Source organism: Arthrobacter wenxiniae (genome assembly GCF_013376105.1).
GTDB lineage: Bacteria > Actinomycetota > Actinomycetes > Actinomycetales > Micrococcaceae > Specibacter > Specibacter wenxiniae.
Genome location: NZ_JAAMFM010000007.1, coordinates 52,721 through 71,945, shown reverse-complemented (window position 1 = coordinate 71,945; position 19,225 = coordinate 52,721). Strand labels below are relative to the sequence as shown.

At 68.9% G+C, this 19,225-nt stretch carries 18 protein-coding genes; 4 read left to right on the top strand and 14 right to left on the bottom strand.

The window, feature by feature from the left end:
- The first annotated feature begins 4 nt into the window (after nt 1-4).
- Both G6034_RS07090 and G6034_RS07085 read left to right on the top strand, forming a co-directional pair.
- Entirely contained in the window at nt 5-1,495 is a 1,491-nt protein-coding gene (locus G6034_RS07090; RefSeq protein ID WP_176634409.1) for a molybdopterin-dependent oxidoreductase, read from the top strand.
- Between the two features lie 62 nt (nt 1,496-1,557).
- Nucleotides 1,558-3,333: a glycoside hydrolase family 15 protein gene (locus G6034_RS07085; protein WP_176634408.1), complete on the top strand. Its 1,776-nt coding sequence runs from the start codon at nt 1,558-1,560 to the stop codon at nt 3,331-3,333.
- A gap of 33 nt (nt 3,334-3,366) precedes the next feature.
- On the opposite strand, the gene G6034_RS07080 is transcribed toward G6034_RS07085, so the two are convergent.
- The 8 genes from G6034_RS07080 to G6034_RS07045 form a co-directional block, all read right to left on the bottom strand.
- Nucleotides 3,367-3,684 carry a hypothetical protein gene (locus G6034_RS07080; RefSeq protein WP_176634407.1) on the bottom strand — a complete coding sequence of 106 codons (318 nt, stop codon included), beginning with the start codon at nt 3,682-3,684 and terminating at the stop codon, nt 3,367-3,369.
- A 146-nt stretch (nt 3,685-3,830) separates the two neighbouring features.
- A complete protein-coding gene (locus G6034_RS07075; RefSeq protein WP_176634406.1) occupies nt 3,831-4,844 on the bottom strand; it encodes an SDR family oxidoreductase in 1,014 nt (337 codons plus the stop codon).
- 15 nt (nt 4,845-4,859) lie between these two features.
- A complete protein-coding gene (locus G6034_RS07070) occupies nt 4,860-6,092 on the bottom strand; it encodes a DUF2254 domain-containing protein (RefSeq protein WP_176634405.1) in 1,233 nt (410 codons plus the stop codon).
- A 54-nt stretch (nt 6,093-6,146) separates the two neighbouring features.
- Complete coding sequence (locus G6034_RS07065; RefSeq protein ID WP_218063679.1) at nt 6,147-7,064, bottom strand: aldose 1-epimerase family protein; 918 nt, start codon at nt 7,062-7,064, stop codon at nt 6,147-6,149.
- A gap of 45 nt (nt 7,065-7,109) precedes the next feature.
- Nucleotides 7,110-8,213 (bottom strand): enolase C-terminal domain-like protein, encoded by a 1,104-nt coding sequence (locus G6034_RS07060; RefSeq protein WP_176634403.1) that lies wholly within the window; start codon nt 8,211-8,213, stop codon nt 7,110-7,112.
- Complete coding sequence (locus G6034_RS07055; protein ID WP_176634402.1) at nt 8,206-9,837, bottom strand: GMC family oxidoreductase; 1,632 nt, start codon at nt 9,835-9,837, stop codon at nt 8,206-8,208. The genes G6034_RS07060 and G6034_RS07055 overlap by 8 nt, the downstream gene beginning before the upstream one ends.
- Entirely contained in the window at nt 9,834-10,487 is a 654-nt protein-coding gene (locus G6034_RS07050; protein WP_176634401.1) for a gluconate 2-dehydrogenase subunit 3 family protein, read from the bottom strand. Before G6034_RS07050 ends, G6034_RS07055 begins: the two co-directional genes overlap by 4 nt.
- Nucleotides 10,484-10,966: a hypothetical protein gene (locus G6034_RS07045; protein WP_218063678.1), complete on the bottom strand. Its 483-nt coding sequence runs from the start codon at nt 10,964-10,966 to the stop codon at nt 10,484-10,486. The genes G6034_RS07050 and G6034_RS07045 overlap by 4 nt, the downstream gene beginning before the upstream one ends.
- Nucleotides 10,967-11,303: 337 nt before the next feature.
- Between G6034_RS07045 and G6034_RS07040 the strand changes: the two genes are divergently transcribed.
- Nucleotides 11,304-11,948, top strand: a complete 645-nt coding sequence (locus G6034_RS07040) for a response regulator (RefSeq protein ID WP_218063677.1) — start codon at nt 11,304-11,306, stop codon at nt 11,946-11,948.
- Here the strand turns inward: G6034_RS07040 and G6034_RS07035 are convergent.
- Nucleotides 11,917-13,434, bottom strand: a complete 1,518-nt coding sequence (locus G6034_RS07035) for a sensor histidine kinase (RefSeq protein ID WP_176634400.1) — start codon at nt 13,432-13,434, stop codon at nt 11,917-11,919. The two genes, G6034_RS07040 and G6034_RS07035, sit on opposite strands and share 32 nt — an antisense overlap.
- Nucleotides 13,435-13,803: 369 nt before the next feature.
- Here G6034_RS07035 and G6034_RS07030 point away from each other — a divergent pair, with 369 nt between their 5' ends.
- Nucleotides 13,804-14,478: a histidine phosphatase family protein gene (locus tag G6034_RS07030; RefSeq protein ID WP_176634399.1), complete on the top strand. Its 675-nt coding sequence runs from the start codon at nt 13,804-13,806 to the stop codon at nt 14,476-14,478.
- Nucleotides 14,479-14,506: 28 nt separating this feature from the next.
- On the opposite strand, the gene G6034_RS07025 is transcribed toward G6034_RS07030, so the two are convergent.
- The 5 genes from G6034_RS07025 to G6034_RS07005 are packed head-to-tail and all read right to left on the bottom strand — an operon-like array spanning nt 14,507 to nt 19,157.
- Nucleotides 14,507-15,298 (bottom strand): DeoR/GlpR family DNA-binding transcription regulator, encoded by a 792-nt coding sequence (locus G6034_RS07025; protein WP_176634398.1) that lies wholly within the window; start codon nt 15,296-15,298, stop codon nt 14,507-14,509.
- A gap of 44 nt (nt 15,299-15,342) precedes the next feature.
- On the bottom strand, nt 15,343-16,194 hold the full coding sequence (locus G6034_RS07020) for a class II fructose-bisphosphate aldolase (protein WP_176634397.1): 852 nt from the start codon (nt 16,192-16,194) through the stop codon (nt 15,343-15,345).
- Between the two features lie 15 nt (nt 16,195-16,209).
- Entirely contained in the window at nt 16,210-17,187 is a 978-nt protein-coding gene (locus tag G6034_RS07015) for a 1-phosphofructokinase family hexose kinase (RefSeq protein ID WP_343037969.1), read from the bottom strand.
- Complete coding sequence (locus G6034_RS07010) at nt 17,184-18,206, bottom strand: ROK family protein (protein WP_176634396.1); 1,023 nt, start codon at nt 18,204-18,206, stop codon at nt 17,184-17,186. The genes G6034_RS07015 and G6034_RS07010 overlap by 4 nt, the downstream gene beginning before the upstream one ends.
- Nucleotides 18,207-18,239: 33 nt before the next feature.
- Complete coding sequence (locus tag G6034_RS07005; protein WP_176634395.1) at nt 18,240-19,157, bottom strand: SIS domain-containing protein; 918 nt, start codon at nt 19,155-19,157, stop codon at nt 18,240-18,242.
- Nucleotides 19,158-19,225: the final 68 nt, after the last annotated feature.

Genomic DNA, 19,225 nt, shown 5'->3' with positions numbered 1-19,225 from the left:
AGCCATGCCTGAATTTTTTCCGTGGTGGGTGGTCGTCACGCACTTCCTGAATCTCTTTTTCCTGCTGTTGCTTGCCCGCAGCGGGCTGGAGGTCCTCTCGGCCTTTCCCAAGCTTTATTGGCACGACGACTGTCCACCGGGCCGGGAATGGCTCAGGTTGTCAAAGAAGATGTACGGTGCGGACGCACGGAAGCCGTGGACGTCGCTCGACGAGGAGGAGGCCTGGTCGCCGGTGGTTGCCCTGCCCGGGAAAAGGAACCTGGGCCTGGGCCGGCACTGGCACTTCATGAGCGTCCAGTTCTGGATCCTCACCGGGGTGGTGTACCTTGTGCTGGTCTTCGCCACAGGCTATTGGCACTATCTTGTCCCCACCCACTGGTCGATCATTCCGGATTCAATCAACTCCATTGGCACCTACCTGCACTTCCGGATTCCGGCGAAGATTTCCGGCGAACCGTTCGAGCCTGCCCAGAAATTGGCCTACTTTGCAGTCATCTTTGTGCTTGCTCCACTGCAGGTTCTCACGGGCGCTGCGATGTCCCCGTCGGTGCTGGCCCGCTTTCCCTGGTACGGGAAAATCTTCCACGGCAAGCAGGGCGCCCGCAGCCTGCACTTCCTGGGACTCGTCGCCTTCGGGGCGTTTACGATCCTCCATGTGTTCATGGTGCTGGTGCACAATGTCCCGCGGGAGGCCGCCGGGATTGTCCTGGCGGACCAGAACGCCAACGGTGCCGAGGTGATCATCATCGGTTGTGCCGGCCTCTTCCTGATCCTCATCGTCCACATTGTGATCACGTGGTTCTCGCTGCGCTACCGGCGCCGCACGCAGCGCCTCCTGGGCGTGGTGGTCAACCCCTTCGAACGCATCATCTCCAAGTCCTTCACCTCCCGCGAGCGCTTCCGCCGCAGGAACATCTCCCCGTACTTCCGGGTGAACGGCTACCCGCCGCCGGGACCGGACTACGAGCGCCTCGCCGCGTCCGGATTCAGCGGCTACCGCCTCTCGATCGGCGGACTGGTCGAGCATCCGATGTCCCTGTCCCTGGGCGAACTGCGGCGCCTTGGCGGGCAGTCGCAAATCACCAAGCACAACTGCATCCAGGGCTGGACCGCCGTCGCCGAATGGGGCGGGGTGCCGTTGGAGCGCATCATCGCGCTGGTGGGCCCGCAGGAACGGGCCAGGCACATCGTCTTCTACGCCCTGGACGACAAGGGCCTGACTGAGGGTGAGGGCCGCTACGGCTTCTTCTACGGCACCATCCCCCTGCACCTGGCCCGCAACCCGCAATCCATCCTTGCCCTGGAAATGAACGGCGCGCCGCTGCCGGTCGAACACGGGGCTCCGGTGCGGGTCCGGCTGGAAACCCAGCTTGGCTTCAAAATGGTCAAGTGGGTGTGCGCCATCGAGTTTGTCGAAGACTACAAGGACATCGGGATGGGGCAGGGCGGCTGGCGCGAGGACCAGCAGTTCTACGCCAACGCCGCCGGCATTTAGCCCGCCGGCCGCGGCGGGCCTTCCGCAGGCAGGACACACAAGGACGACGAGGATTTGGTGGCATGGTGACAACACAGCAGGACCCGCAGTTCCCTCCGCACGTGTTGCGCGAGTATTCGCTGATCGCCGACGGCGAGCGCGGAATCATGATCGGCCCGCGCGGCGATTTCGTGTGGATGTGCGTTCCACGCTGGGACTCCGACGCCGTGTTCTCGTCGCTGATTGGTGGCGGGGGCAGCTACGCGGTCACCCCTGCCGATCCATTCGTCTGGGGAGGCCACTACGAGGAAGGCACCCTGATTTGGCGCAGCCGATGGGTGGGCCAAAGCGGCATCATTGAATGCCGCGAGGCACTGGCCTTTCCCGGCGAGCCCGGGCGTGCCGTCATCCTGCGCCGGGTCATGGCGGTCGACGGCGACGCCCGCGTCTCCGTGCGGCTGGACGCGCGCGCGGGGTTTGGGCACCATGCCGCCCGGTCCCTCGCCCGCGACGGCGATGTGTGGACCGGACAGAGCGGCCCGGTCCGGATGCGGTGGAGCGGGGCAGGAGACGCGCGCCCCCTCAACCGCGGTGACGGTGCACAGACCCTTGTCATGGACCTGAACGTGCCGGCCGGTGGCCACCACGACTTGGTGCTGGAGCTGTCAGAGGCCGCCCTTCCCGGGGAACCCGTCGATCCCGACAGGGCATGGCTGGCCACGGAGGCCGCATGGCAGGCCGCCGTCCCCCATCTTGGGGAGACAATCATTCCGCCAGAAGCCCGCCACTCCTACGCCGTGCTCCGGGGGCTGACGAGCGACGGCGGCGGGATGGTTGCCGCTGCGACCATGAGCCTGCCGGAGCGGGCCAAACAGGGCCGGAATTACGACTACCGCTATGTGTGGATTCGGGACCAGTGCTTCACGGGCGAGGCGGTCGCGGCCGCCGGCCCCTACCCCCTGCTGGATGATGCCGTCCGCTTCGTTGCCGAACGGCTGCTGGCCGACGGCCCGAAGCTGAAACCTGCCTACACGACCCTCGGTGGGGCCGTTCCCAAGGAGCGCGCGCTCAAGCTGCGCGGCTACCCCGGCGGATCCGATGTTGCCGGCAACCACGCCGGCGAGCAGTTTCAGCTGGACGCTTTCGGCGAGTCCCTGCTGCTGCTGGCCGCGGCGGCCAGGCACGACCACCTCGATGCGGACGGATGGCGGGCCGCCGAGACGGCCGCCGACGCGATCGGGGCGCGGTGGCACGACGCCGAGGCCGGCATCTGGGAGCTGGACAACAGGAACTGGACCGAGAGCCGCCTGATCTGCGTCGCCGGCCTCCGGGCCATCAGCGCGGCCGGGGCACCCTCGGCCAAGGTCGGCAGCTGGCTTGCCCTGGCCGATGCGATCCTGGCGGAGGCGGCGGCCAGTTCCACGCACCCAAGCGGGCGCTGGCAGCGTGCCCCCGATGACGCGGGCCTGGACTCGGCCCTGCTGTTGCCACCCATCCGCGGCGCGCTTGAGGCAGCCGACCCGCGCACCCTTGCCACGCTGGAGGCGCTGGAGGGCGAACTGGGCCAGGAAGGGTTCCTGTACCGTTTCCGGCAGGGGCCGGGCCCGCTGGCAGACGCCGAGGGCGCGTTCCTGCTGTGCGGGTTCACGATGGCCCTGGCCCAGCACCAGCAAGGCAACGAGGTGGCTGCCACCCGGTGGTTCGAACGCAACCGCGCGGCCTGCGGGCCGCCCGGCCTGTACACCGAGGAGTTCGATGTCACCCAGCGGCAGCTCCGCGGCAACCTGCCGCAGGCGTTCGTCCATGCCCTCATGCTGGAGTGCTCGGCGCGCCTGGCCCGGCCGTGGGAGGCACCATAGGAAGTTGCCCTCCCGGGTCCCCTCCCGGGGGCCTCAGCCGCGACTGCCGGCGCGGCGGCGCCGGGCCTGCGCCAGGGTACGGCCAAGCAGCAGGGCGGCCCCGGCCACAGTCAGGATGCGCCGCGTCCAGGGCAGCAACCGCCTGAGAAACGTGGTCGCGCTGCCGCGTGCGCAGGCGGCCTGTCGTGCCTGTTGCTCCAGCCCCACAACCGTTGGCTGGCCGGCGACCACCGGCCGGTCCCGGGTCGCGGCGGTGACGGTCGCCTCGCTTGCCCCCGGCCCGTACCCGCCCAGCAGCCGGGCACGCATCCGTTGGACGGCCAGCTCGGCCGCCAACCCTGCCGGTGTCACGTATCCTGCCTGACCCGGCAGCCCCGGTACCGGCAGTCCCTGTCCCGGTGGGCCCGTTTCCAGCGGGCCCGTTTCAGGGGGGCCTGTTTCAGGCAGCCGGGCGCGCCCGGCGCCTGTCGTGTTCCCGCCGCCCGCGTCCCCGGCGTTCATGTTCGCAGCGCCCGTATTGCCAGCGTCACCGCCAGGCCGGCTCCGGCCATGGCCGCACCGGTCGCCAGGCCGGCGTGGTGCGAGAACCAGAGTTGCGGGGCGCTTGAGTGCGCCTTGGCGTCAAAGACGCCGTGGGCGCCGTGGTCGTGGCCGTCGCCGCCGTCGACCGGTTCCCACAGGTTGTTGGGCCGGTCCGCGGAGACCTTATCCGACGTTTGTTGGGATTTGTAGCCGGTCCGGGCCAGGTAGCGGTCCAGCAGGGGCGCGGCAAACTTGTTGGCGAAGATCGTGCCGACCGTCGAGGCCCCGACCCAGTACTGCTTGCGTCCGGGGTGGTCGGCGGCGTAGAGGACGCCGCGGGCGGCCACTTCGGGCTGGTAGATCGGCGGCACCGGTTGCGGGTGGTTCGGCAGCCTGGACAGCACCCACGAGAACTGCGGGGTGTTGACGGCGGGCATCTGCACCACGGTGATGCGCACGCGGCTCTTCTCGTGCAGCAGCTCGGTGCGTATGGAGGAGGTGAAGCCGTTGATCGCGTGCTTCGCGCCACAGTAGGCCGACTGCAACGGGATGCTGCGTGACCCCAGTGCCGAGCCGACCTGCACGATCGTGCCGTGGCCGCGCCGTGTCATCCGCGTCAAGGCGACGTGGGTCCCGTAGACGAAGCCGAGGTAGGAGACCTCGGTCACCCGCTTGAACTCGTCCGGGGTGATCTGGGTGAACGGTGCAAACACCGAGGTGAAGGCCACATTGACCCAAATGTCGATGGGCCCGAAGGCGTCCTCCACGGCGGCGGCTGCCGCCTCAACCTGGTGATAGTCCGCGACGTCGGTGGGGATCGCCAAGGCCTGCCCGCCGGCGCGCTCAACGTCTGCCTTCGCGCCGTCCAGTCCGGCCTGCCCGCGGGCGAGCAGGCCGACCTTGGCCCCCCTTCTTCCAAACGCCTGCGCCGTCGCGCGGGCGATCCCGGCGCTTGCTCCGGTGATGACAACAACCTGCGGTGTACTCATGGGGTTCCTGCTTTCCTATGGTGAATGAATGAGGTCGCTCCAGCGACGGATGTCGCCCTGGTAGCCGGGCAGGGCCGCGGCGGCCAGATCGGCGAGCATGGACGCCATCCGGGCGGGCACCTGGGCGGCGTCGGCGCCGTAGTGCCAGATTTCGCCGACGGCGAGATCAAGGTAGTCGGCGTAGCTGTACTGCGGAACCACGAGCCGAACTGCCCCTCCGGCGTCGCTCCAACGGCCGTCCGGCAGCGGGCGGCTTGCCAGCCGGCGCAGGATGTCGTGGAGCACGTCCAGGCACTGGCAGGCGGTGGTTGGGTCGTTGACGGCCGGGGACAGCGCCCGTTCGGCAATGTCGACCAACTGGCGCAGGGTGAACGCCAGGTCCTGTTCGGACGTGCGCTCGCTGTCAAGGGCGATGTGGGCGCGGACCTCTTCGTCCAGCCGGCCGGCCTTGGCCGCCATGTCATCCTGCTCCCTTGGGTGGACTTGGCGCACGATGCACAGGACGGCGTTGGCGGGCACAAAGTCCCCGATCCGCACGGCGAGCTCCAGCGCACAGCCGGCGGCCGCGGCGGACTGCACAAGGCGTGCTTCGTTGACCGAGACCAGCACCCCGGCTGCGGCGGCGAGGACTGTCCCGCTGACCGGCTGCGGGGGTGTCGGGTCTCGGCTGGCCAGCTCGGGCGCCACGCCGTGGTCGGGTGCGGAACCGAACCGCCGTCGGAGGGTCGCCCGGGATTCGATCCCGATCTCCGTGATGATGGTCGCAACACGGATCATGTTGGAGATGCGGGCGAGGTAGCCGATGAAGAGCCCGACGCTTGCCAGGACGAAGACGAAGGCCGCCGACACCGCGATCCGCGGCACAAAGGGGTCCTGGGAGGTGGTGCCGAGCACCGCCCGCTGCACGACCATCGCATAGACAAACGTGGCAATGAAGATCCCCAGCGCGAACTTCACCGTGCGGTCGCGCAGAAAGATGCGCAGCGACCGCGGCGAGAACTGGCCGCTGGTCAATTGCAGCACGACTATGGTGATCGAGAAGACAAGCCCGGTGAAGGAGATCATCGCGCCCACGATCGATGAGAGAAGGCTGCGGGCACCCTCCGGCGGCCCCGGGTAGAAAACGACCACGCCGGCATCGGCGCCGAGGATCTGGTCCAGCCGGATCAGGCCCGCGGCCAGCAGGATGGAAGCCAGGACGCAGGCGGCCGGCACCACCCAAAAGGTCGACTTGATTTTGTCCCGCATACGCTCCACCGACGCGAACCGCACCCGGTGCCATCCGATCATGCCCGCGGCCCGTCATGCATGGGGGTCAATGCCCCAGCTGGCCCGGTGGCTCTGGCCCGGCTCCAGCGTGATCAGCCCGTCGCCGGAATTGAACGCGTCCGGTGCGCAGGTCATCGGCTCCACCCCCAGGCCGGTGCGGCGGCGCCCCGGTTGGGGCAAGGTGTCGCCGGTGAAAATCTCCAAATAGGGGTAGGCCGCATCGGCCCACAGCGTCACCGCGGGACCCCCGGGAAGGGAGAGGCCGACCCGGGCCAGGCCGTCCCCGTCCCGCGCCAGCTCGGTATACGTCACGTCAATCTTCCGGCCGCCGAGGACCTGCTTCGTCCGCAGGTCATACCGCGTGGCCTCCACCGCCGCACGCCCGGTGGGGATGCCGGCGTCGTCCACGGGAAGGTAGACCGACCCGGGGACCTGGGCCTGTGCGCGGTCGATCGTCTCCGTTCCCACGGTCAGGTACGGATGGGCGCCCGTGCCGTAGGGGCAGGCCCCGGCGCCAATGTTCGTGGCCGTGGTGGTGACGCCCAGGCCCGCATCGTCGAGCACGTAGTCGATCCGGCAGTCGAGCACCCACGGCCAGCCCGGGCATGCGTACAGCACGTTTCCGAAGGAGGCATGGCCCTCGCCGCGTGAAATCAGCCCCCAGGAGGCCCATCGGGTGAGCCCGTGGATGGCTCCGCCGGCGGCGGGTTCGGTGAGGTCCAGCTGGTGTTCGGCTCCCTGCCACCTGAATTTTCCGGCCTTGATCCGGTTGGGCCACGGAATCATCGTGTGTCCGCGCGCGCCGGTGCACCGCTCCGTCTCGGCATAGCCGTCGATGACCGGCCGCGACCCCGCCATGTAGCTTCGCAGGCCCGCGCCGACTTCGGTGACGACGGCACGCTGCCCGCCGTGCCGCAGCTCATGCTGGCTGCCCGATGGTGCCCTGTTCATCATTTCCTCCACTGCATTTCCTCCACTGCATCTTTTTCCGCTGCCCTACCCCACCCGATACTGCGCGATGTCGCTTTCGCGCAGGGTCAGGCCGTTGCCGGGTGCGGAGGAATCGGGGGTGATGGTGCCGCCCTGGGGATCCAGGGTGCCGTCGAAGAACATCGACTCGATTCTGACGTGGTCGTGGAACCATTCCAGGTGCCGCAGGTTCGGCGTGGCCGCGGCGACGTGTGCGTGCAGGTGGGGCCCGCAGTGGCCGGAAACCTCAAGCCCGTGCGAGGCCGCGACGGCCGCGGCGCGCATCCATTCGGTGATCCCACCGCAGCGGGAGGCGTCGACCTGCAGGCAGTCCACGGCCTGGGCCTGGCACATGCGCTGAAAGTAGTAAAGGTCCAGGCCGTATTCGCCGGCGGTGACGTCGGCCGCCACGGCATTGCGGACCTCCCGCAGGCCGTCGAGGTCGTCCGAGGACACCGGCTCCTCGAACCAGGCCACGTTCAGCTCCGCGGCCTCCGCCATGACCCGGACGGCCTGTTTACGGCTGTAGCCGCCGTTCGCGTCAACGAATAGTTCAACCTCGTCGCCGATGGTCTCCCTGGCCTTGCGCATTCTGGCCAGGTCCCGGTCCGGTTCCGTCCCCCACGATTCGCCGATCTTGATCTTCACGCGCGGAATCCGCTGCCCGTGGGCCCAGCCGTCCAGCTGGTCATGGAGCCGCCGCTGCGAGTAGCTCGTGAAGCCGCCGCTGCCGTACACCGGCACGCTCCCGCGCACCGCGCCGAGCAGCCGGTGCAGCGGAAGGTCCAGCAGGCGTGCCTTCAGGTCCCACAGGGCAATGTCCACCGCGGAGATCGCGTAGCCGGCAATTCCCTGGCGGGCGCTGTTGCGCACCGCCTTGACCATGGCCTCCCAGCATCCTCCGACGTCGAGCGCGCTCCGCCCGCGGACAATCGGGGCAAGGACGTCGTTGGCCACAGCCCCGCAGGCCGCGGCGCCGTAGGTCCATCCGGTGCCCACGGCCGCGCCGGAGGTGGCGCGCACCATCACCATGGTGGTTGAGTCCCAGGCGATGGTGCCGTCCGCCTCCGGCGCGTCCGTCGGGACGGTGTACACGCGCACGTCGATTGCGTCGATCGCCGGGTCAATCATGGGCACTGCCCTGGATGAGCCGGTCGGCGGCACGCGCCGCGACGGCCATGATGGTCAGCGCGGGATTGGCGCTGCCCTGGGTCGGCAGCACGCTGCCGTCGGTGATATACAGGTTCGGCACCGCAAAGCTGCGGCAGTTGGCGTCGACCACGCCGTCCTGCTCGCCCGAGGCCATCCGCGCCCCGCCCACCAGGTGGGCGTAGCGGTCTATGGTGATGACCTCGTCCGCGCCGGCGCCGTGCAGGATGTCCTCCATCACGGATTGCGCGGCCCGCATCAGCGCCTTGTCGTTGTCGCACTGGGAGTAGTTGAAGTGAGCAATGGGAAGTCCGAACCTGTCCTTCTCCTCCGACAGGATGACCCGGTTGTGCGGCTGCGGAAGGAAGTCGCACAGCGCACCCAGGCACGACCAGTGCACATAGTCGCTCATGTACTGCCGCAGCCCGTCGCCCCAGTGTCCCTGGGCGGCCACGTGTTCGGCCCACGTGATCGGCAGCGGCGAAACGGTTTGCACCGAGAAGCCGCGCTTGTACGGCTTCGCCGGGTCCGTTTCGTAGAACTGCTCCGTGCTGACCTCGGGCGGCGGGGCCTTGAACATGCGGACCTCGGCGTCGAAACGGCCGGCCGTCTGGGGCGCCCCCTGCACCATGAGGTAGCGGCCCACCTGGTCGAAGTCGTTGCACAGCCCGTCGGGGAAGCGGTGGGAGGCGGAGTTGAGCAGCAGCCGGGGCGTCTCGATCGAGTACCCTGCGACGATCACCATGCGCGCACGCTGGAAGTGTTCGCGCCCCCGCCGGTTGTAACGCACACCGGTGGCACGGCCGGTCCGTTCGTCGACCTCGATGCCGGTGACCATCGAGTCGGCACGCACCTCCCCACCGCGCGCCAAGGCGTCCGGAACGTGGGTGATCAGCGGCGACGCCTTTGCGTTCACCTTGCAGCCCTGCAGGCAGAAGCCGCGGTAGATGCAGTGCGGCCGGTTGCCAAAACGGCCGTTGCTGATGGCGACCGGCCCCACCTTGGCGGTTATCCCGCAGGCCAGCGCCCCACGCAGGAACATGTCCCCGTTGCCGGACACCGGATGCGGGCGTTGCGGGTAGGAATGCGGGTCGCCCCACGGCCAGTCCTCGCCCGAGACCGGCAGCTCGCCCTCAATGTCCGCGTAGTACGGCTTGAGGTCCGTGTAGTCGATGGGCCAGTCGGCACCGACCCCGTCCTGGCTGTGCATGCGGAAGTCGCTGGGGTGGAAGCGCGGCGTGTAACCGGCGTAATGCACCATTGACCCGCCGACGCCGCGGCCGGAATTGTTTGAACCCAGCGGCACCGGGTCGTCGCCGCCGATCACCCGCGGTTCCGTCCAGTAAAGATGGTGGGAGCCGGCTTCGTCGCTGACCCAGTCGGTTTCGGGATCCCAGAACGGCCCCGCATCCAGGGCGACGGCGCTCCACCCGGCCCGGGCCAGGCGCTGCAGCATCGTGGCGCCTCCGGCCCCGCAGCCCACGATGACGGCATCGACCTCGTCGCCGTCATTGAAGGCGCGCATGTCCTCACGCAGGCGGTGGTTCAGGCCGGGGCCGGCAGGAAGCAGCCAGGCCGACTCGTTGCGGTCACGGACGCCTGTCATGACTCTCCCCTGCGCAGCGGGTCCTGGTCCGGTTTGGCGTCGGCCACCTCGAACGGTTCGAGCTTGTCGACGCCGGGGTTCTTGTAGCCGCGGGGATAGGCCGGCCCGGCAAATCCAATCTCCTCCCAGGCCCACGGGTGGGAGTAGAACGCGGTGCACGCGTAGCGCGTCCACAGGCTCCACACCCGCGAGGCGTTCATGCCGTGCCATTGATGCGAACCGAGGTCCAGCACCGCCTGCAATATTGCTGACTGTCCGGGCCACGGGGTCTGCGCAAAAACGTGGCCGCTTTGGCGGGCATCCTGGTTGAGACCGGCCAGCGAGTCGCGCCAGGCCTGGCGGTCCGGCGCCATCCCCTCGTAGTGCCAGCCGTCCGTCTGGTTCTCGGCCAGGCGGGCGTCGATCATGTTGACCACGGGCACCCGCGGCTCCTGCCGCTGCCCCAGCAGCTGGTCGCAGAGGGCGCTGGCCGTGGCTTCCTCGGCTGCGCTGAAGAAGCGGATGTCCGGCGGCATGCCCAGCCGCGCCAGGACGACCGAGGTCGTCACGTCGTCCCAGTGCTTGGACTGGCCCACCACATCGAAACCCGGGAAGCGGCCCCCGCCGTTGGCCTCGTTGAGGGGAAGCCTGCCGCGGGTGCCACCGCTCATTGCTCCCTCCGCAGGATTGCGGCCAGCAGTCCCATGCCGCCGACCATGGTCACCAGGAGCGGCGCCATCAACGGCGGACCCATTTCCATGTTGTACCGGAAATTCCTGAAGCCCCCCGGCTTTTGGTGGATCCCCCGCGCGTGCAAATATGTTCCCTGCAAGCCGTTGGCGACGATGATGGCCGATGCCAGCGGCAGGGCGGTCTTGGCCAGCCTGCGGCTGAAGACGCCGGCGATGCCCGCCACGGCCCCCACAGGGCCCAGCGCGACGGGGATCCACATCAACTTGTTGCCGAAGCTTGCGCTGTCGTGCTCAAAATAGATCTCCACGGCCGTGACAATCGAGCCGACGGCGGTCAGTCCGGCAAGGCTGCGTTCAAACCTCCCCGTTTGTATGTTCCGCACCATCCTGTCGATGCCCTGCACGGCATCCTTCACTGCCGCATCCTTCACTGCCGTCTCGTGTAGTGGTTTAAACATGATTCCCCTTCGAAAGCCGGTCTTGCGGGACAGCCCGGGCTGGGCCGTGTGCACGCCGGGGCAAACGAGGCGCCCGGTCCCTGCTCGCATTATGCTTATGCTTCTGATGCAGTCTGCTCCCGCAGGTATGCACGCAATAGTGTCAAACGACCCACCGCGGGTGTGCGGATTTGCGTGTGCCCCGGCTCGTGGCTCCGGGCAGTTCGTCCGTTCAGTCATTTCGGTCCGCTGGGACGTAAGTCCCTAGTGTGCCGTGGGCCCGGGCGCGAGACTGGCTCCAGATGCGGTTTGGAAACTGCCGGGCAGGCGCCTCGGCTGCGGCTGCTGGGAAGGACTGATGGTGATTGGCGTCTATTTGGTCGACGACCACGAAGTGGTGCGCCGCGGCCTCCGTGACCTCCTGGAAGCGGAGGGGGACATCGTCGTCGTCGGCGAATCAGCATCCGCCAGGGCGTCCGCGCGCCGCATTCCGGCTGCCCATCCGGATGTGATGATCCTGGACGTCCGCCTGGCCGACGGCAACGGCATCTCCGTGTGCCGGGACGTGAGATCGGTCGATCCGACCATCCAGGCGCTCATTCTCACCTCCTTCGAGGACGACGAGGCGTTTCTGGGGGCCGTCATGGCGGGGGCGAAGGGATACCTGCTCAAGCAGGTGCGCGGTGCGTCGCTGGTTCGGAGCGTGCGCGCGGTTGCCGCGGGTGAGAACCTGCTGGACCCGGCCGTCACCTTGCGGATCCGGGAACGGATGCGGCAGGAACCCTCGCGGCCTGCCGCGCTGGACCCGCTGACCGTGCAGGAGTTGCGCGTTTTCGACTTGATTGCGGCTGGCCACACGAATCGGGAAATGGGGGAACATCTTGGCCTGGCGGAAAAGACGGTGAGGAATTATGTGTCACGGATCCTGGACAAGCTCGGGTTGACGTCACGGACGCAGGCGGCCATCCTGGCTACCCGCCTGACACAGGATCGCCATCGATAGCGGACGCATCCGAGCCCTGTAACGGCACCGACCATTCCATTTGGGTGCCACCGCCCTCTGCGAGGGAAACATGGCATGTGCCATTGAGCCTGCGGGCGCGGTCGGCCAAGTTGCCCGTCCCGCTGCCGGCGACCAGGGGTCCGGCCCATCCAACGCCGTCGTCACGAACACGCAGGACCACCCGGCGCGCGTTTAAGTCGACCGAGACCGTGACATCCACGGAGCAGGCCCTGGCATGGCGGATGGCGTTGGAGAGCATCTCACCCAGCGACGCCAGAATGTCGTGGTGGATCCTGTCCGGGATGGCCGAATCGACAGGCCCGTCGAAATACACGCGCGGCTCGAAGCTGAACGGAGTGGCCGTCACAACATTCAAGATCCTGGACCGCAGCCCGATCCCATCGTCAATTGGCTGGTTTAAGGCGAAAATGGAGCGGCGGATGTCGCGGATGGTGCCATCGATCTGGTCCACGTAGGACGCAACTTCGGCCGCCGCGTTGACTGGCTGAATTCTCGCGCTAAGCGCCTGAAGGCCCAATCCAACACCAAAGAGGTGCTGGATCACCAGGTCGTGGAGGTTGCGGGCGATGCGCCTGCGGTCCTCGTGGACGGCCCGCACCTGTAACGTCTGCTGTGCCAGCAAATGCTCGATCACCAAGGCGGCGTGGGAGGCGAAACGCTGCAGCATTTCTTGATCAAGCGCGCTGAACTGGGGCGCACCGGGATCCCGGACGACCACGAAGACGCCCAGGGTGCCGTGGCGGGCCGACAGTTCCGCCATGAGCGCCGGCCCGGCGGGAAGGGTGGTCGCCCCCAACAGCTCTTCGTCCAGGCGCGCGGCAGAACGCGGGAGACCTTTGGCCACTTTCGCGAGCAGCGGCCCGCCAATGCGCTGCATCGACGGTGATCCGTCGTGCAGGGACGCCGGAAATGGCTCGTCCGAGTCAGCGCCGATCAGGGCCGCTGCGCAGGACGCCTTCGTCGCGGCGGCCACGTGGTCGGCGATCACGGTGAAGGGGTTCGCTGAAGGCGCGGCAGCCATCAACGATGCGGTCAACTGGCTGGTCACGTCAATCCACCGTTCCCGCGCAACCACCTGCCCCTGCAACCGGGCACTTTCGACGGCGACGCCCGCAACGGCCGCCAATTCCACGGCGATCTCCTCGTCCGCGCTGCCAAAGGGTGCAGCACCGGCCCGCTTGGCCAAATGGAGGCTGCCGAGGGCGTCCCCACCCGCGGCGAGCGGAATGTCCAGCATGGGGCCGTCCTGGGGACGGACACCTGCCATGTGTCCGCCGTCCGCGCCGGCACTCACCGACCCGCTGGCACCCTGGCCGGCGTCCTGGTACCTGATCTCCCCCTGCGCCGCACCGGTCAGCGCCATTGCGGAGCCGAGTATCCGGCGCAGGCACTTCTCCAGCCCGGTACCAACGGCACCCCCGGAGCCGATGCCGGGGGTCTGCACCATGTGCGTCGAGGCATCCATCCAACATTTCCTCTCGCCCTGCGTCTTCCGATACGACCATTTTGACATCCCGCAACCCCGCGGGACAGGCACCCTTCGGGGCCGCGGCCAAGGCAGTCCCTGCGGAAAGGCCGCGGGGGCCCAAGGACACCCACTGACGCCATCCTCCCACCCATTCCTGCCAGTAAGCTCCCCGTCTCTAGGGAAGCGGCCAAGCCTGGCTTTGGCCTTCCGAGGGCAATCCACACGCTGTTGGAAACGGCCCATTGGCGGCCGGACCCCGCCGTTGCTGCCGGCCACCGCCTCCCGGGCCGCGGGAATCCCAGCCCGGCCGCAAACACAGGCCGGAAGGATCGCGGCGCCCGGGGCTCACGCCGTAGGCTCGGGGACATGAGTGCCCCACACCAGATCATCATGGTCCGCCACGGACAGTCGGCGGCCAACCAGGACCAGTCCATCTACAACCGAATCCCCGACTATCGGATTCCGCTGACGCAGCTGGGTGTGGCCCAGGCGCGGGAGGCCGGGGAGCAGATCAGGCGCCAGCTCAACGGCGAAAAGGTGAGCGTCTATGTCTCGCCCTATCTCCGGGCCTATCAAACGTTGGAGGCGCTGGACCTGGGCGACCTGGTGGACCGGACCATGGAGGAGCCACGGCTGCGCGAACAGGACTGGGCCAACTTTCAAAACCCGGCGGAGATTGCCGACCAAAAGGAACTGCGCAACGCCTACGGGCATTTTTTCTACCGCTTCCGCGAGGGGGAATCCGGCTCGGATGTCTTTGACCGCGTGTCGTCGTTCCTGGAGACCCTCCACAGGCACTGGTCCCGGCCGGACTACGCGCCCAACACGCTGCTGGTGACACACGGGCTGACCATGCGGCTGTTTTGCATGCGCTGGTTCCATTGGTCCGTGGAGTATTTTGAGTCGCTTAACAATCCGGGAAACGCCGAGGTGCGCACATTGGTCGCAGGCAACGGACGCTATGCCTTGGACGTGCCGTTCGAGCAGTGGATCCAGGCCCATCCCGGCACCACCGTCATGGACTCGCCACTCAGGTTTTAGCGTTGGGCGTCATGACCCCCAACGGGGGCTACACGTCCGGGGCGACGATGACTTCCGTGCCGGCGTCCGTGAACGCCGCCAGCTGTTCGGCCGTGACGCCGGAATCGGTGATGAGCTTGTGGAAGCGGTGGTCCTCCATGGTGGCGAAGGCGCGCTTGCCGATCTTGGAGGAGTCGGCGAGCATGTACGCCTCCGAGGCCCGGCGGGCCATGCGCGAGTTGACCGACGCCTCGCCCTCGTCGTTGATGGTGGGCCCGGTGCCCGGTTCAATGCCGTTGACACCGATGAACGCAATGTCCAGCGCCACCTTCTGCAGGATGGAGTCCGCGTACGGGCCCACCAGCTCGTAGGACCGGGCATTGACGATGCCGCCGGTGACCATGATCTTCAGGTTGGGTCGGATGGCCAGCTGCGCGGCGATGTTGATGGCGTTGGTGACCACCGTAAGGGTGGGCCGGTTGGACGGCTCCATCAGGTCCTCGCGCGTGGACAGGACCTGCGCCAGCGCGGTGCTGGTGGTGCCTCCACACAGGCCGATGACGGCCCCCTTGGGAATCAGGGCGCTGGCGGCCAGGGCGATCTGGTGCTTTTGCCGGGCGTGGTCGTCGCGGTTGTACCGGCCCGGCAGCTCGTAGGAGACCGAGCCGGACGTGGCACCGCCGCGGGTGCGGGTCAGCAGCCGTTCATTGGCCAGGGAGTCCAGGTCGCGCCGGGCGGTGGCCGGCGAGACGCCCAGCTTCCCAACAATCTCCTCGACCTCCACTTGGCCGTCGGCCGCCAGGATGTCGAGAATGGCGGCCAGCCGTTCGGTCCGGTTCATGGAAACTCCCGCTGAGAAGAAAGATGCGTTGAGGGGCAGGGCACCTACCTGGACGCAGCCCCTGCGCCTGCAAACAACGCTAGCAGCCGGGCAACCTCCGGAACCAATGCGGCGCGCCCGGCGCCGAGGTACCTGCGGGAATCCACCACGGCCGGATTGGCCCCGAGGTAATCGCGCACGGCACGGGTGAAGAAGCCGTTGAGGTGCGTGGAGACGTTGATCTTGGTCATGCCCGCCGCGATCGCCGCCACAATGCTCGCGTCGGAGACGCCGGAGGATCCATGCAGCACCAGCGGCACGTCCAGGGCGGCCTTGAGGGCCGTGATCCGGTCCAGGTTCAAGGCGGCGGAGCGCTCGGTCATCGCGTGGGAGGAGCCCACGGCGACGGCCAGGGCGTCGACGCCGGTGGCGGCCACAAACGCGGCGGCCTCGGCGGGGTCGGTCAGCACTCCGGGTGCGTGCGCGCCGTCCTTGCCGCCCACCTTGCCAAGTTCCGCCTCAACATAGACGCCGCGCGCGTGGGCGTAGACGGCCACGCGGGCGGTCGCTTCGACGTTCTCCGCATAGTCGAGGTGGGCGCCGTCGTACATGATGGAGCCGAAGCCCAGGTCGACGGCTTCGCGGGCCAGTGCCTCGTCCTCGGCGTGGTCGAGGTGCACCGCGACCGGCACGGCCGCCTTGCGGGCCGCGGCCAGGGAGGCGGCCGCCACGGGCTCCAGCCCGCCGTGGAACTTCGCGCAGTTCTCGGAAATCTGCAGGATGACGGGGAGCCCGGCCGCCTCGGCCCCTGCGATGAGGCCTTCGAGCGTCTCGAGGTGGATGACGTTGAAGGCGCCCTGGCCGGTGCCGGCCGTTGCTGCCTGCTCCATGATGCTGCGGGTGGTGGCCAATGCCATGGGATGAATCCTTATTTAGTGGTCGGTGATGATGAGTTGTGCGGCGAGCTCGGCGTGGCGCGGGGAAATTTCCCCCGCCCCCGGCATGAGCACCGCGGCGGCGCCCCAGGACGCGGCCAGGCGCAGGATCTCCCGCAGGTCCGTGGTCCCGCCGGCAAGTGCGACGGCGGCCGCGGCCACCGCTGCGTCCCCGGCGCCCGTCGGGTTGCCGGCCAGCGGGGCGGGCAGCCTCGCCTGGAGGTGTCCGGGGCGGCCGGCCTCGAAGGCGAGCATGCCCTCCTCGCCCACGCTGACGAGGACGCGCCGCGCGCCCAGGCCCATGAGCTTGCCGGCCGCGGCAATCAGGTCCGTCCCGCCCATGGCGTCCATGAGCTCGTGGTGGTTGGGCTTGAGCAGGTCCGCCCCGGCCCTGGCGGCGGACAGGATCCCGGCGCCGGAGGTGTCAATGACCGCCGGGACGCCGGCGTTGTGGGCCAGTGCCACCAGCCCGGGGTAGAAGTCGGCCGGGGCCCCCTCCGGGAGGGAGCCGGAGCCCACCAGCACGCCGGGGCGCGCACCGGCGTCGTGCGTGGGGGAACCGTCCGGCCGGACGCCTTCCAGGCCGTCGACGACGGCGGCCGCCAGCGCCGCCCATTCCGCGCCGCTGAGCGCGGGGCCGGCTTCGTTGAAGATGCTGGTCAGCCCGGACACGGTGTCCACCAGCGCCAGGGTGCGGCGGGTCTCCGCGGCCACGGGGACCAGGCGGTGCGGGATGCCCGAGGCCTCGAGGTCCCTGCGCAGCTGCGCGCCGGAGGCCCCGCCCGCGGTGGCGACGGCCAGCGTGGCGACGCCTTGCTGCCGGGCCACGCGGGAGACGTTCAGGCCCTTGCCGCCGGCCCGGCACAGCGGCGTGGGGACGCGGTGCGAGGACCCCTGCTCGATGCCGGCCACCGTGTAGGTGACGTCAACGGCGGGATTGGGCGTGACGGTCAGGACCAGCTTGCCCCCGCTCACCGGGACCCTCCCGCGGCCAGGCTCCGGGCCTTGAGGGCGGAACCGATGAGCCCGGCGTTTTCGCCCAGGAGCGCGCGGACCAGGCGGGGACGGCGGTGGAAGGAAAGCAGCGCGTCGATGCGGGCCGCCAGTGGTTCGAACAGGGCCGGGCCGGCCATGGACAGCCCGCCGCCCAGCACCACCGTTTCGGTGCCCAGGATGGACACGCACTGGGCCACGCTGAACGCGAGGGCGTTGACGGCGTCGTCCCAGACCTGCCGGGCGGTGGCGTCGCCGGCCCCGGCCAGGGCCAGGACGTCGCGGGCGCCGTCCACGGGCCGGCCGCCGGACTCGGCGTAGCGCCGGGCAATGGCCCCGGCGGAGCCCAGCGACTCCAGGATGGCGAGGCCGCCGTCGGGCGAGGGGACCATGGCATGGCCGATTTCGCCGGCATAGCCGCCACCTGCCACGCGGTGCCCGTCGCACAGCACGGCGCCGGCAATGCCTGTGCCGATCACCAGCACCAGCACGTCGGACTTGCCCACGGCCGCGCCGATCCTGAATTCGGCCTCCCCGGCCATGGAGACGTCATGGCCGAAGGCCACCGGCAGGCCCAGCGCCCCGGTGAGGGTCTGGGTGAAGGGGAAGTCGCGCCAGCCCAGGTTGGCCGAATAGACGCCGATCCCGTTGGCCTCGTCCACGATCCCGGGCACCGTGACGCCCACGGCCGCGATGTGCGTGTCCGCGTGCCGCGCCTGGTAGTCGCGCGCCAGTTCCGCGATGCGGGCGCAGACCGTTTCCCCGGAGCGTTCGCCGTCCAGCGGCGTGGGATGGCGCTGGAGGTCCGTCACGGCGTGGGAGGCGGCGCTCAGCCCGCCGCGCACCAGCCCCACTTTCATGTCCGTCCCGCCGACGTCAAAGGCCAGGACGGCCGGGCCCGCCGGGTGGCTGGCCCCGCCGGCGCCTGTGGCCGGGCCCGCCGGGTGGCTGGCCCCGCCGGCGCCTGTGGCCGCTGCGGGGCGTGCGGAGGGGATGCTCATCACGTTGCTTGCTTTCGCGGTGGCCGGCCGGCCCTAGGCGGTCTCGTCCAGGATGACGGAGCGGGTCAGGTTGCGTGGCAGGTCCGGGTTCATGCCGCGGGCGCGGGCACGCTCCAGGGTGACGCGGTGGACGCGGGCCAGTTCGGCGAGCGGGTGCACGTCATTGTTGATGTACAGCGCGCCGGTCTTTTCCATGTCGGCGTCCAGGCCCTCGGGCTGCCGGCCGAACATCCAGGTCACACGGTTGGGCGCGGCGATCGAGATGGGGCCGTGGCGGTATTCCTTGGCGGGGTACGACTCGGTCCAGCCCTGGACGGCCTCGCGCATTTTCAGGCCGGCCTCGTGCGCCAGGCCCACGGTCCAGCCGGTGCCCAGGAAGGTGAACTGTTCGGCGTCGATGAGCTCCTGCTCCACGGGCGCCGTGACCGCGGCCTTGGCGTCCTCGACCGCGGCGGACAGGTCCACGCCCACGCTGGTGAGCAGGTAGGCCAGGGCCGTGGTGGCGAAGCGGGTCTGCACCACGGACTTCTCATCCGCATAGGGAAGTGCGACGACGGCATCCGCCAGCGCCATGATCGGCGAGGAGGTGTCCCCCACCAGGGCAACGGTGCGCACGGTGCCCTTGAGTTCGGCCAGAACCTCCAGCACCTCGGTGGTGGTGCCGGAGCGGGTGATGGCGATGACGGCGTCGTAGCCGCGGTCCCCGCCCAGGAAGGCCTCGGAGGCGGCGAAGGCGTCCGTGACGCCCTTGCCGGCGGATTCGCGGGCGGCGGCATAGCTCTGGGCCATGAACCAGGAGGTGCCGCAGCCAATGACGGCCACACGCTGGCCGTCGGCTGGCAGCAGGCTTTCCTCGCGGGCCTGGGCGATGGCCCGGGCCCACACCTCGGGCTGGCTGGTCAGCTCGGCTGCCATGAAGGGGCCCAGGTCCGTAACGGCGTTCTCGCTCATTGTGTGCGTACTCCTTGAGGTGGGGGTCCGGCAGCAGCGGGGCCGCGCGGGCTGTTTCATTCTATAGG

Coding starts and splice junctions, on each gene's coding strand:
- G6034_RS07075 (WP_176634406.1), bottom strand. CDS start 4,844: ATGAGTACACCGCAGGTTGTTGTCATCACCGGAGCAAGCGCCGGGATC.
- G6034_RS07085 (WP_176634408.1), top strand. CDS start 1,558: ATGGTGACAACACAGCAGGACCCGCAGTTCCCTCCGCACGTGTTGCGC.
- G6034_RS07045 (WP_218063678.1), bottom strand. CDS start 10,966: ATGTTTAAACCACTACACGAGACGGCAGTGAAGGATGCGGCAGTGAAG.
- G6034_RS07050 (WP_176634401.1), bottom strand. CDS start 10,487: ATGAGCGGTGGCACCCGCGGCAGGCTTCCCCTCAACGAGGCCAACGGC.
- G6034_RS07020 (WP_176634397.1), bottom strand. CDS start 16,194: ATGGCATTGGCCACCACCCGCAGCATCATGGAGCAGGCAGCAACGGCC.
- G6034_RS07060 (WP_176634403.1), bottom strand. CDS start 8,213: ATGATTGACCCGGCGATCGACGCAATCGACGTGCGCGTGTACACCGTC.
- G6034_RS07070 (WP_176634405.1), bottom strand. CDS start 6,092: ATGCGGGACAAAATCAAGTCGACCTTTTGGGTGGTGCCGGCCGCCTGC.
- G6034_RS07065 (WP_218063679.1), bottom strand. CDS start 7,064: ATGAACAGGGCACCATCGGGCAGCCAGCATGAGCTGCGGCACGGCGGG.
- G6034_RS07005 (WP_176634395.1), bottom strand. CDS start 19,157: ATGAGCGAGAACGCCGTTACGGACCTGGGCCCCTTCATGGCAGCCGAG.
- G6034_RS07090 (WP_176634409.1), top strand. CDS start 5: ATGCCTGAATTTTTTCCGTGGTGGGTGGTCGTCACGCACTTCCTGAAT.
- G6034_RS07040 (WP_218063677.1), top strand. CDS start 11,304: ATGGTGATTGGCGTCTATTTGGTCGACGACCACGAAGTGGTGCGCCGC.
- G6034_RS07035 (WP_176634400.1), bottom strand. CDS start 13,434: ATGGATGCCTCGACGCACATGGTGCAGACCCCCGGCATCGGCTCCGGG.
- G6034_RS07010 (WP_176634396.1), bottom strand. CDS start 18,206: ATGAGCATCCCCTCCGCACGCCCCGCAGCGGCCACAGGCGCCGGCGGG.
- G6034_RS07030 (WP_176634399.1), top strand. CDS start 13,804: ATGAGTGCCCCACACCAGATCATCATGGTCCGCCACGGACAGTCGGCG.
- G6034_RS07025 (WP_176634398.1), bottom strand. CDS start 15,298: ATGAACCGGACCGAACGGCTGGCCGCCATTCTCGACATCCTGGCGGCC.
- G6034_RS07055 (WP_176634402.1), bottom strand. CDS start 9,837: ATGACAGGCGTCCGTGACCGCAACGAGTCGGCCTGGCTGCTTCCTGCC.